The following is an 11,511-nucleotide window of genomic DNA, read 5'->3' on the forward strand; positions in this document are numbered from 1 at the left end:
GGCGGCAGGACCGGTGATCTACGGGGCAGGGTTCGCGGCCGTGGGGAAGACACCGCTGCTTATTTGCGGCGCGATCGTTATCGTGAGCGTCGGCTATGTCTGCTCGCGTAAGCTCAAACGGCAGCAGCCGTCCAGCGTGTAGGCCAGAACGTCTGACCTCCCACGATCGCGGTCTGCGCAAGGCGCGCCAGGCGATCGCCGATTGTTCGGACCACGGCTGCCGAGGACGCGTCAGCCGCGCCCGCGATAGGGCGCGACGCCCTGGTCGGGCACCCAGACATCCTTCGGCTGCTTGCCGGCCTGCCAGAACACATCGATCGGCATGCCGCCACGCGGATACCAGTAGCCGCCAATGCGCAGCCAGCGCGGCTTGAGAAGGCCGTTCAGCCGCTTGCCGATCGCCACGGTACAATCTTCATGGAAGGCGCCGTGATTTCTGAACGAGTTCAGGTAGAGCTTGAGCGACTTCGATTCGATCAGGAACTTGTTCGGAACATAGTCGATCACGAAATGCGCGAAGTCCGGCTGACCGGTGATCGGACACAGAGCGGTGAATTCCGGCATGACGAACCGCGCCACATAATTCGTGTCAGGATGCGGATTCGGGACGCGGTCGAGCTGCGCCTTGTCGGGCGACGCAGGAAGTAGCGTCGGTTTGCCGAGCAGGGTGAGTGCCTTGATTTTGCGAGCCATACTGACCTCGAAACGCGCGCCTCAATACGTCAGCACGCGATCGGACGCAAAACCCCGGCAACATCGTGCTGAACGCGCGATCTAGCGCGCGTTCTTGAGCCGCGCCAGTGCCTGTTGCGCGATTTGATCGCCGTAGGTCGCCCCGACTTCGTACAGGATGCGGGCCTTGGCGAGATCCTTCGGAACGCCTTCGCCGGCCTCATATTGGGAGGCGAGATTGGCCGGCGCGCTGTCGTCGCCGCCCAGCATGGCCTGCTCGAACAGCTGAACCGCTCGGACGGGATCTTTCGGCACGCCAAGTCCGAGCGAATAGAGCACGCCGAGATTGTTCATGATCACCGGATGGTCCGGCGCCATGGCGTAATATTTTAGCGCGCGGTCATAGTCGACCTTCACGCCGCGGCCGAGCTGATACATGAAGCCGAGATTCTTGATGGCGCTCGCGTCGCCTTCCCTGGCGGCTTTCTCGAAGGTCTTCAGCGCACTGGCATAGCTCTGCGGACCGCCATGGCCGAAGAAATCCATGCGGCCGAGTTCGGTGAGAGCCTCCGTGGCGCCGAGCTCATACGCACCCTTGAAGATGGTCCGGGCCTTGCCGTGGTCGCCGGCGCCGTAATAGAGCGCGCGCCCGAACTGGTAATGCAGCCGCCCGTTATTCTGATCGGCGACCACCGCCTTCGCACAGGCCTGCACCGCCGCTTTCGTGACCTTCTTGTAGTGCACGCCACGCACCGAAGCGGGCTTGTTCCGGGAATAGGGGTCGGCGGCAAGCCGGTCACACTCTCCGGCAATCAGCTCCGCCTCGGGGATCGTCGCGCGCAGGCCTTCTTCCGCGACGATTTCGGCGATGCTGCCGGTCTTTTTGCCTGGCTGCGGCTGCAGCACCACGTCGCTGCGAAGGGATGAATGGTCCCAGGGAATCTGCTTTTCCCTGGTCGCAGAGACAACGTCGGTGCGGACACGCTTCAGCACGCTCGCGATTTCCAGCCCCGGCGTCTGCATGTGTTTGAGGAGGGCGGCCGTGAACGGGCTGTTCCGGCCGTCGCCGTCGAGCGCGACGTTATCGGGCTGTGTCGCGAAGGCGATCATGGTGTCGATCGAACCCTTTACCGATGCGAGACCGGATCCGACCGACGCCGTCCGCGTCGCGAGCTTGCGATCCATGTTGCCGACGAACGGATTGTCGCGGCAGGCATCGAGAAAGATCAGGTTGACGCGCTGCTCGGCATCCATCTGGCGCAGAACGTAGTCGAGGCTCACCGCGGCGAAATTCAGGTCCGCAGTCGCGTCGATCTTGGCATCGACCGGCACGAGGTAATTGGTGTTGTCGACCTGCAGGCCGTGCCCCGCATAGAAGAACACGATCACCTTCGCGCCCCGCGCCTTCTGCGTGAAGGTTCGGATCGCGTTCTCCATGCCCAGCCGGTCGACGTCGAGGCCCTGCACGACATCGAAGTTCAGCTTGCGGAGGGCGGCGCCGACGTCGGTCGCATCGTTGCGCGGATTGGGGAGCGGGGCGGCATGGCGGTAGGCGCTGTTGCCGATGACCAGCGCGACGCGTTCGGCGAATGCCGAGGAGGGTGCCAGGAGGGTGACGATCAGGCCCAGAGACGCCAGCAGCCGCATGGTTACCTCGCTCGGTCAGTCCATACCGGTAAAAGTCCTATGCCGGTCCGAGCGCCGTCAAGCCGACCTCCGGTCACGATCACTTCAGCGGGCGCAGCGACTTGCGCGGCCGGGACCATCCTGTACAAGCGGCGCCGAACCCAAGACGCCGAACCCAAGACGCCGAACTCAAGAAGCCGAACCCAAGAACAAGCCGGACAATAGCCATGACCGCCATCGTCAACATCGTCGGCCGCGAAATCCTCGATAGCCGCGGCAATCCCACCGTCGAGGTGGATGTCCTCCTGGAAGACGGCTCGCTCGGGCGCGCGGCGGTCCCGTCGGGCGCCTCGACCGGGGCGCATGAGGCCGTGGAACTGCGCGACGGCGACAAGGCCCGCTATCTGGGCAAGGGCGTCCGCAAGGCGGTGGACGCTGTCGACGGCGAGATTTTCGACGCGATCGGCGGCATGGACGCCGAGGATCAGGTCCTGATCGACGAGACCATGATCAAGCTGGACGGTACGCCCAACAAGGCGCGGCTCGGGGCCAATGCGCTGCTCGGCGTGTCGCTTGCGACCGCCAAGGCGGCCGCGAGCGCCAGCGGCCTGCCGCTCTACCGCTATGTCGGTGGGGCTGCGGCGCGGACGCTGCCGGTGCCGATGATGAACATCGTCAATGGCGGTGCGCATGCCGACAACCCGATCGACTTCCAGGAATTCATGGTGATGCCGGTCGGCGCGTCGTCCTTCGCCGAAGCGCTGCGGATGGGTGCGGAGATTTTCCATACCCTCAAATCCGCGTTGAAGGCGGCGGGCCACAATACCAATGTCGGCGACGAGGGCGGCTTCGCGCCTAATCTGCCGAGCGCGGAAGCTGCGCTCGATTTTGTCATGCAGGCCATCACCAAGGCCGGCTTCAAGCCGGGCAGCGACGTCCTGCTGGCGCTCGACTGCGCGTCGACCGAGTTCTTCAAGAACGGCGCCTATCACTATGAAGGCGAGGGCAAGACCCGCAGCATCCAGCAGCAGGTCGATTATCTTGCCGAGCTCGTCTCGAAGTATCCGATCGCCTCGATCGAGGACGGCATGGCCGAGGACGATTTCGACGGATGGAAGCTCCTGACCAGGACGATCGGCAGTAAATGTCAGCTGGTTGGCGACGACCTGTTCGTAACCAACGTGAAGCGCCTCGCCGAAGGCATCAAGTCGGGCATGGGCAATTCGATCCTGGTGAAGGTCAACCAGATCGGCACGCTGACCGAGACGCTTGCCGCCGTCGAGATGGCGCACAAGGCAGCCTACACCGCGGTGATGTCGCATCGCTCGGGCGAGACCGAAGACGCGACAATCGCCGATCTTGCGGTTGCGACCAATTGCGGACAGATCAAGACGGGTTCGCTTGCGCGCTCCGACCGCACGGCAAAGTACAATCAGCTGCTGCGCATCGAACAGGAACTCGGATCGCAGGCAATCTATCCGGGACGCGCTGCGCTGAAGGCGTGAGCGTTTGTCGCTCGACTTCGTGAGTCCATTAAGCCGCCCTTAACAGGGCACGGGCATGTTGCCGCAATGGTATCGCGCAGGCGAGCACGAGGAATCCTGACGGCGCTCGGCCTCTACATGGTGGCCGCAGCGCTGATCGCCTATTTCGGCTTCCATGCCTTCAATGGACAGCGCGGTCTTCGTGCGCGCCACGAGATCGACCAGCAGATGGCCGAGCTGACCGCCGAGCTTGTTCGGCTCAAAGCGGAGCACAACCAGTGGGAGCGCAAGGTCGCGCTCCTGCGGCCGGACCGGATCGATCCGGACATGCTGGATGAGCAGGCGCGCCTGTTGCTGAACATCGCGCATCCGAACGACCTCGTGCTCATGCGGCAGCACCGATAACGCGCTAGACGTTCAGGATTTCCCGTTTGGCCTCAGGCGTTTCGCCGCAATTCGCATTGCACACAGGGCGTGGGCAGCGCTTTAATCCGCGGACGAATTCGGGTAAGGGATGACCCGATTGTACCGACCCCCAGGGAGCGCCATGGCCGTGGCCAAGAAGACGTCAGCGTCTGCCGCATCTACCGAGAGTCCGGCCAAGCCCGCCGAATTCACAAAGGAACAGGAACTCACAGCCTATCGCGACATGCTCCTGATCCGGCGCTTCGAAGAGAAGGCCGGCCAGATGTACGGCATGGGCCTGATCGGCGGCTTCTGCCACCTCTATATCGGCCAGGAAGCCGTGGTGGTCGGGATGCAGATGGCCCTGAAAGAGGGCGATCAGGTCATCACCGGATACCGCGATCATGGGCACATGCTGGCCTGCGGAATGGACGCCAAGGGCGTCATGGCCGAACTCACCGGGCGCCGCGGCGGCTATTCCAAAGGCAAGGGCGGCTCGATGCATATGTTTTCCGTGGAGAAAGCCTTCTATGGCGGCCACGGCATCGTCGGCGCCCAGGTTTCACTTGGAACGGGACTCGCCTTCGCCAATCGCTATCGCGAGAACGACAATGTCTGCCTGACCTACTTTGGTGACGGTGCAGCCAACCAGGGGCAGGTCTACGAAAGCTTCAACATGGCCGAGCTCTGGAAGCTGCCGGTCATCTACATCATCGAGAACAATCGCTACGCGATGGGGACGGCGGTGCATCGCTCGTCGGCGCAGCAGGATTTCTCCAAGCGCGGCGCTTCGTTCAATATTCCGGGCGAGCAGGTCGACGGCATGGACGTGCGAGCGGTGAAAGCGGCCGGCGACAAGGCCGTCGCCTGGTGCCGCGAAGGCAACGGACCCTACATCCTCGAAATGCAGACCTATCGTTACCGCGGCCACTCGATGTCCGATCCGGCGAAGTACCGCACGCGCGACGAGGTCGAGAAGGTCCGGTCCGAACAGGACCCGATCGAGCAGGTGCGTCAGCGTCTTCTCGCCAACAAATGGGCGAGCGAGGACGAACTCAAGAAGATCGACGCGTCGGTGCGCAGTGTCGTCAACGAGTCGGCCGAGTTTGCTACCGTCGATCCCGAGCCCGATCCGTCCGAGCTCTACACCGACGTGCTGCGTTAGATGTCCCGTGTTGCGGTTCGCTGAACTAGAGAGCGTCCATGCCGATTGATGTCCTGATGCCCGCGCTCTCGCCCACGATGGAGAAGGGCAACCTTGCCAAGTGGCTCAAGAAGGAGGGCGACGCTGTCAAATCCGGCGACGTGATCGCCGAGATCGAAACCGACAAGGCGACCATGGAAGTGGAAGCCGTCGACGAGGGGACGCTCGGCAAGATCCTCGTTCCGGAGGGCACCGCCGACGTTGCGGTGAATACGCCGATTGCCGTGCTGCTTGGTGATGGCGAGGACGCGTCCGCGATCAAGGCCGGTGCGCCGGCTGCGAAACCGGCTGCCGCACCGCGCGAGGAATTCGAGGAGTCGAAAGCACCCGACGCGCCGAAGTCCGAGCAGCCCACAGAATCCGGCGAAGCTTTTTCGGCGGTCGCAATGCCGCCCGAGCCTGAGGCAGAGCCCGAGCCCGACGTGCCGGCCGGCACCGAAATGGTGACGCAGACCGTTCGCGAAGCTCTGCGCGACGCCATGGCCGAGGAGATGCGCCGCGACGAGACGGTCTTCGTCATGGGCGAGGAGGTCGCCGAATATCAGGGCGCCTACAAGGTCACTCAAGGGTTGCTGCAGGAATTCGGCGCGCGCCGTGTGGTCGATACACCGATCACCGAGCACGGCTTTGCCGGTCTTGGCGTCGGCGCGGCTCTCGCAGGTCTGAAGCCGATCGTCGAGTTCATGACCTTCAATTTCTCGATGCAGGCGATCGACCAGATCATCAATTCCGCCGCGAAGACGCTTTACATGTCCGGCGGTCAGATGGGCGCTTCGATCGTATTCCGCGGGCCGAATGGCGCCGCCGCGCGCGTCGCCGCGCAGCACAGCCAGGACTATTCGGCCTGGTATTCGCACATCCCCGGTCTGATCGTGGTCGCACCGTATACCGCGGCCGATGCGAAGGGCCTGCTGAAGTCCGCGATCCGCAATCCCAATCCGGTCGTGTTCCTCGAGAACGAGATTCTGTACGGCCAGTCCTTCCCGGTGCCGAAGCTCGACGATTACCTTGTGCCGATCGGCAAGGCCAAGGTCGTGCGGCCGGGCAACCATGTCACCATCGTGTCGTTCTCGATCGGAATGACCTACGCGCTGAAGGCGGCCGAAGAACTCGCCAAGAAGCACATCATGGCCGAGGTCATCGACCTGCGCACGCTGCGGCCGCTCGATGACGCCACGATCATCGAGTCGGTGAAGAAGACCGGCCGCCTGATCACCGTCGAAGAGGGCTGGCCGCAGAGCGGCATCGGCGCCGAGATTTCCGCACGGGTGATGGAAAAGGCCTTCGACTATCTCGATGCGCCGGTCATTCGCATCACCGGCAAGGATGTCCCGATGCCTTACGCCGCAAATCTCGAAAAGCTCGCCCTGCCGTCAGTGGCCGAGATCGTCGATGCGGCCAAGGCCGTAACCTATCGCTGAGCGGAGCTGCGAGATGCCGATCGACATCCGGATGCCCGCGCTCTCTCCCACGATGGAGAAAGGCAATCTCGCCAAGTGGCTCAAGAAGGAAGGCGACACCGTCAAGTCCGGCGATGTGATCGCCGAGATAGAGACCGACAAGGCGACGATGGAGGTCGAGGCGGTTGACGAGGGGACGCTCGCGAAGATCCTCGTTGCAGAAGGCACCGCCGATGTGCCGGTCAATCAGGTGATCGCGGTGCTCGCCGCCGACGGCGAGGACGTGAAGGCGGCGGCATCGGGCGCAAAGTCGTCACCCGCACCGGCCGCTTCTGCGCCGGCTGCACCCGCTCCGAAGCCTGAGCCGAAACCTGCTCAAGCCGCACCTGCGTCCGCTGCCCCTGCAGCGCCCACCGCAGCGCCGAAACCGGCGGCTGCTGCAGCTGAACCGGCAAAGGCCAACGGCGGCGCTCGCGTGTTCGCCTCGCCGCTGGCGCGTCGGCTCGCGAAGGATGCGGGCCTCGACGTGTCGCAGATCCAGGGCTCGGGTCCGCATGGCCGCGTGATCGCGCGCGATGTCGACGCGGCGAAGTCGGGCAAGGGGCTGAAAGCGGCGCCTGCGGCCGGGGCTCCGGCTGCTGCAACGGCGTCAGTTGCCGCGCCATCGATGAGCGACCAGCAGATCCTCGCCCTGTACGAGCCGGGCTCCTACGAGAGCGTCCCGCATGACGGCATGCGCCGCACGATCGCGCAACGCCTGACCGCTGCGACCAATTCGATGCCGACCTTCTACCTGACGGTGGATTGCGATCTCGGCAAGCTCACCGCGGCGCGCGAGGAAATCAACGCTGCCGCCGGCAAGAACGCGGAGGGCAAGCCGCTCTACAAGCTCTCGGTCAACGACTTCGTCATCAAGGCGATGGCGCTGGCTCTGCAGAAAATTCCGGAAGCCAATGTGTCATGGACGGAAGCTGCGATGCTCCGTCACAAGCATTCCGACATCGGGGTTGCGGTGGCGCTGCCCTTTGGGCTGATCACGCCGATCATTCGCCAGGCCGAAGTCAAGTCGCTGTCCGTCATCTCCAACGAGATGAAGGATCTCGCCGCGCGCGCCAAGGCCAAGAAGCTGAAGCCGAACGAATACCAGGGCGGCTCGTCCTCTGTGTCGAACCTCGGCATGTACGGCATCAAGGACTTCACCGCGGTGATCAACCCGCCGCAATCGTCGATCCTCGCGGTCGGCACCGGTGAAGAGCGCGCCGTGGTGCGTAACGGCCAGATCGTCGCCGCGACGATGATGAGCGTCACGCTCTCTTGCGATCACCGCGCCATCGACGGCGCGCTCGGCGCCGAGCTGCTGGTCGCGTTCAAGAAACTGATCGAAAATCCGGTGATGATGGTGGTGTAAGGCCACGATCTTCACGAGGGTCTTGCTGCACTGATTGTCTTGGCCCTTGCCGGCATTGCGCGACTTTTTCGTCATCCGCTTCCGGCGGCGGTGTTTCGATATTGTCTGCTGAACACGGGTTTGATCCCGTGAAACGTGCTCGGCAAATTTCAATCGCCGACCTTTGCGTTCCGTCTGTTCGGCGAGCGACAACTCGGCCATGATGGGCGCATAAGAGTCCGGACATCGAAGCCGGACCACATCGGGAGCAAACGTCCAATCAAGGGAGGTATCCGTGCACAACGGAGGCATGTCCGTCGTTCGTCTGCTGCACTTCCGTCAATTCAAATCATTCGCTCTGCTGTCAGGCCTCGTCGGCCTCGCTCTGACCTGTGCGCTTCCATTCGCGCCTGCGCTTGCCCAATCCGACTATCCGACAAAGCCCATCCGCGTTGTCGTGCCGTTCCCCGCCGGCGGTACGACCGACATGCTGGCGCGGCTCATCACGCAGAAGATGGGCGAGTCGATGGGGCAATCCTTCATCGTCGAGAATGTCGGCGGGGCAGGAGGCTCGATCGGCGCGGACCAGATCGCGAAGGCGGCGCCTGACGGCTATTCGCTGCTGTTCCACAATCTGACTTTCTCGACCACGACATCGTCGCTGCAATATGCGGGGCGGTCGCGTCATGACATCCAGAAGGATTTCGTCCCGATCTCGGTCGGCGCCTATGTGCCGATGCTGTTGCTGGCGCATCCTGGCGTCGGAGCCAAGGACCTGAAGGAATTCGTCGCCATCGCGAAATCGGCGAAGGACCCGATGTTCTACGGATCGACAGGGCCGGGCAGCGTGATGAATTTCACCGGCGAACTCCTGAAGCGCGATGCCGGGATCAAGCTTGATCACGTCCCGTTCCGGGGTGCGGCGCCTCTGGTGCAGGAACTACTCTCCGGCCGCATCCAGTTCGGCGGCGACCAGCTCTCGACATCGCTGCAACATGCGAAGTCCGGCGCGCTGCGTCCGCTCGCGGTGCAGAGCGCGACCCGCTCGCCCGCGCTTCCGGACGTTCCCACCGTCCGCGAGCAGGGCTTCACCTTCCTCGAACTGCAGGGCTGGAACGGCTTCTTCGCGCCGGCCGGCACGCCGGATGCGATCGTGCAGCGTCTGCACAAGGAGGTGGTGGCGGCGGTCAAGAATCCGGACGTGCGCGCCAAGATGGAGCTGGTCGGCGCCGAGCCCGGAGGCTCCTCGCAAGAGGAGATGAGCGCGATGCTGCGTGAGCAGGTCGGCAAGGTCAAACCGGTGATCGAGGACCTGAAGCTGATCGTGCAATAGATCGTCGTGAACAGAACTGCGGCGGCGTCGGGCGACTATCCCGGCGTCAGCCCCTTGGTCTTGATCACGGCCTGCGCCTCCGGGCTCCGCAGATAATCGATCAGCGCGCGCGCCGCGTCCTTCTGTTTGCCCTCCGACAGCAGACCCATCGAGAATTGCGTGACCTGATCGAGTTCGGCCGGCAGCGGCCCGAGCAATTCGGAACCCTCGACCGCGACCAGTTCGGAAATCTGCTGCACCGCGATGTCGGCCTCGCCCGAAACGACGAGACGCGCCGCCGGGGACGCGTTCTTCGCCTTCTTCTTCACTTCGTCGAGAATGCCAAGCTTGTTCATGGCGAATTCGAAATTGTTGCCGCTCAGACCGCCGGCGGAATACGAGATCGCTTTCGCGTCGAGCAGGGCCTTGCGCACCGCCTCTGGCGTCGAGATGTCCGGCCGCGGCTGGCCGGCCTTGATCGAGAGCCCGACCTGCGCGCGCGCGATGTCGATGCGGTCCCCGGTCACCTTCCTGTCCCTGATCAGCGCCTCGATATTGTCGGCATTGGCGATCAGAAGATCGGCGATCTCTCCGGCCTGGACCTTTTTCACCAGTTGCCCCGATGGGGCGACGACCAGATTGACCTTGTGGCCCGTCGCGGTCTCGAAGCGTGGCGCGAGATCCAGCAGCGACGTCCGCAAGGCCTGCGTGCAAAACACCGTCATCTCCGCGGCGGACGCACTTCCCGAGAGCGACACCATCAATCCTCCAAGAATGCTTCCAATTGTAACCGCGGCGCTCGGGCGCATGGTATCCTCCCTTGTATTTTCTTTGCAGGGTAAACCTGCTATCCGGCGGCGGTAATCGCCGGTGCGGCGAAGCGGCGCTTTCGTGCTGCCGTCAACACCGAAACTGCGCCGATAGTCCCTGCCGATCGTTTCCTTGCTCCGATTGTCCCTATGCTATCCCTTGGGGCGCATCATGATCCGGCTGCCATGGATCTCACTCGTGCTGGTTTGCGTTTCCGCGCTCGGGCAGGAGGTCTATCGGGGTCTGTCATCGGGGGGGCAGCTTGCCCGCTCGATGTCGCAGATCGCAATCCTGATCTATGGACCGATCCTTCTGCTGATTGTGCTGGCGGAATGGGGTATTCGCATGTGGCTCAATGTCCGCCGCCGCAAGGCCGCGAAATCGACGGAGTTCTAAGTGGCTGAATCCTTCGACGTCATCATCATCGGCTCGGGGCCCGGCGGCTATGTCACCGCGATCCGCGCGGCGCAGCTCGGCTTCAAGACCGCGATCGTGGAGCGCGCCTTCCTGGGCGGGATCTGCTCGAACTGGGGCTGCATCCCGACCAAGGCGCTGCTGCGCTCGGCCGAAATCTACCATTACATGCAGCACGCGAAAGATTACGGGCTGTCCGCCGATAACGTGTCGTTCGACGCGGCCGCGGTCGTGAAGCGCTCGCGCGGCGTTGCCGGCCGGATGAATACGGGCGTCGGCTTCCTGATGAAGAAGAACAAGGTCAGCGTGATCTGGGGCGAGGCGACCATCGACGCCCCCGGCAAGATCACGGTGAAGGCGCACGACTCGCGGCTTGCAGTGAACGTCCCGAAGGATGCGCTCGGACCGGGCAGCTATCAGGCCAAGCACATCATCGTGGCGACCGGTGCGCGGCCGCGCGTGCTTCCGGGTCTCGAACCGGACGGCAAGCTCATCTGGACCTATTTCGAGGCCATGGTCGCGCCCAAAATCCCGAAGTCGCTGCTGGTCATCGGCTCGGGCGCGATCGGGATCGAGTTCGCGTCATTTTACCGGACCATGGGCGCGGACGTGACCGTGGTCGAAGTCCTGCCGCAGATCCTTCCGGTGGAGGACGCGGAAATCGCGGCGTTCGCGCGCAAGCAATTCGAGAAGCAGGGCATGAAGATCATGTCCGGTGCAAAGGTCACGAAGCTCGACAAGAAGGCCGACAGCGTCGTCGCCACCATCGACGACGGCAAGGGCAAGTCACAGACGGT

General features: G+C 63.5%; 11 protein-coding genes. 8 read left to right on the forward strand and 3 right to left on the reverse strand.

Annotated features, from left to right (window positions below):
* Window positions 1–231: 231 nt before the first annotated feature.
* Together queF and VNZ93_RS01630 are read right to left on the reverse strand one after the other, a co-directional pair.
* Window positions 232–693: a preQ(1) synthase gene (gene queF, locus VNZ93_RS01625; RefSeq protein ID WP_325699119.1), complete on the reverse strand. Its 462-nt coding sequence runs from the start codon at window positions 691–693 to the stop codon at window positions 232–234.
* 81 nt (window positions 694–774) lie between these two features.
* Window positions 775–2,319 carry a caspase family protein gene (locus VNZ93_RS01630; protein WP_325699122.1) on the reverse strand — a complete coding sequence of 515 codons (1,545 nt, stop codon included), beginning with the start codon at window positions 2,317–2,319 and terminating at the stop codon, window positions 775–777.
* Between the two features lie 206 nt (window positions 2,320–2,525).
* Between VNZ93_RS01630 and eno the strand changes: the two genes are divergently transcribed.
* The 6 genes from eno (at window position 2,526) to VNZ93_RS01660 (ending at window position 9,511) form a co-directional block, all read left to right on the forward strand.
* Complete coding sequence (gene eno, locus VNZ93_RS01635; RefSeq protein ID WP_325699125.1) at window positions 2,526–3,803, forward strand: phosphopyruvate hydratase; 1,278 nt, start codon at window positions 2,526–2,528, stop codon at window positions 3,801–3,803.
* 66 nt (window positions 3,804–3,869) lie between these two features.
* Window positions 3,870–4,187, forward strand: a complete 318-nt coding sequence (locus VNZ93_RS01640; RefSeq protein ID WP_325699128.1) for an FtsB family cell division protein — start codon at window positions 3,870–3,872, stop codon at window positions 4,185–4,187.
* A gap of 142 nt (window positions 4,188–4,329) precedes the next feature.
* Entirely contained in the window at window positions 4,330–5,352 is a 1,023-nt protein-coding gene (gene pdhA, locus VNZ93_RS01645; protein ID WP_325699131.1) for a pyruvate dehydrogenase (acetyl-transferring) E1 component subunit alpha, read from the forward strand.
* A gap of 38 nt (window positions 5,353–5,390) precedes the next feature.
* Window positions 5,391–6,812, forward strand: a complete 1,422-nt coding sequence (locus VNZ93_RS01650; RefSeq protein ID WP_325699134.1) for a pyruvate dehydrogenase complex E1 component subunit beta — start codon at window positions 5,391–5,393, stop codon at window positions 6,810–6,812.
* A gap of 13 nt (window positions 6,813–6,825) precedes the next feature.
* Window positions 6,826–8,199, forward strand: a complete 1,374-nt coding sequence (locus tag VNZ93_RS01655) for a pyruvate dehydrogenase complex dihydrolipoamide acetyltransferase (RefSeq protein WP_325699137.1) — start codon at window positions 6,826–6,828, stop codon at window positions 8,197–8,199.
* Between the two features lie 289 nt (window positions 8,200–8,488).
* Window positions 8,489–9,511, forward strand: coding sequence for a tripartite tricarboxylate transporter substrate binding protein (locus VNZ93_RS01660; RefSeq protein ID WP_325699140.1), 1,023 nt, complete (start codon window positions 8,489–8,491; stop codon window positions 9,509–9,511).
* 35 nt (window positions 9,512–9,546) lie between these two features.
* On the opposite strand, the gene modA is transcribed toward VNZ93_RS01660, so the two are convergent.
* On the reverse strand, window positions 9,547–10,299 hold the full coding sequence (modA, locus tag VNZ93_RS01665) for a molybdate ABC transporter substrate-binding protein (protein WP_325699142.1): 753 nt from the start codon (window positions 10,297–10,299) through the stop codon (window positions 9,547–9,549).
* 172 nt (window positions 10,300–10,471) lie between these two features.
* Between modA and VNZ93_RS01670 the strand changes: the two genes are divergently transcribed.
* Together VNZ93_RS01670 and VNZ93_RS01675 are read left to right on the forward strand one after the other, a co-directional pair.
* A complete protein-coding gene (locus tag VNZ93_RS01670; protein WP_325699145.1) occupies window positions 10,472–10,696 on the forward strand; it encodes a hypothetical protein in 225 nt (74 codons plus the stop codon).
* The coding region (locus VNZ93_RS01675; protein WP_325699148.1) for an FAD-dependent oxidoreductase at window positions 10,697–11,511 on the forward strand (815 nt) is incomplete at its 3' end. It abuts the gene before it with no gap.

Source organism: Pseudorhodoplanes sp. (assembly GCF_035565795.1).
Classification (GTDB): domain Bacteria; phylum Pseudomonadota; class Alphaproteobacteria; order Rhizobiales; family Xanthobacteraceae; genus Pseudorhodoplanes.

What these genes read in the sequence shown, in the direction of transcription:
- VNZ93_RS01640 (WP_325699128.1), top strand. Translation starts at nt 3,870, where the DNA reads ATGGTATCGCGCAGGCGAGCACGAGGAATCCTGACGGCGCTCGGCCTC.
- queF (WP_325699119.1), bottom strand. Translation starts at nt 693, where the DNA reads ATGGCTCGCAAAATCAAGGCACTCACCCTGCTCGGCAAACCGACGCTA.
- modA (WP_325699142.1), bottom strand. Translation starts at nt 10,299, where the DNA reads ATGCGCCCGAGCGCCGCGGTTACAATTGGAAGCATTCTTGGAGGATTG.
- pdhA (WP_325699131.1), top strand. Translation starts at nt 4,330, where the DNA reads ATGGCCGTGGCCAAGAAGACGTCAGCGTCTGCCGCATCTACCGAGAGT.
- VNZ93_RS01660 (WP_325699140.1), top strand. Translation starts at nt 8,489, where the DNA reads ATGTCCGTCGTTCGTCTGCTGCACTTCCGTCAATTCAAATCATTCGCT.
- eno (WP_325699125.1), top strand. Translation starts at nt 2,526, where the DNA reads ATGACCGCCATCGTCAACATCGTCGGCCGCGAAATCCTCGATAGCCGC.
- VNZ93_RS01650 (WP_325699134.1), top strand. Translation starts at nt 5,391, where the DNA reads ATGCCGATTGATGTCCTGATGCCCGCGCTCTCGCCCACGATGGAGAAG.
- VNZ93_RS01630 (WP_325699122.1), bottom strand. Translation starts at nt 2,319, where the DNA reads ATGCGGCTGCTGGCGTCTCTGGGCCTGATCGTCACCCTCCTGGCACCC.
- VNZ93_RS01670 (WP_325699145.1), top strand. Translation starts at nt 10,472, where the DNA reads ATGATCCGGCTGCCATGGATCTCACTCGTGCTGGTTTGCGTTTCCGCG.
- VNZ93_RS01655 (WP_325699137.1), top strand. Translation starts at nt 6,826, where the DNA reads ATGCCGATCGACATCCGGATGCCCGCGCTCTCTCCCACGATGGAGAAA.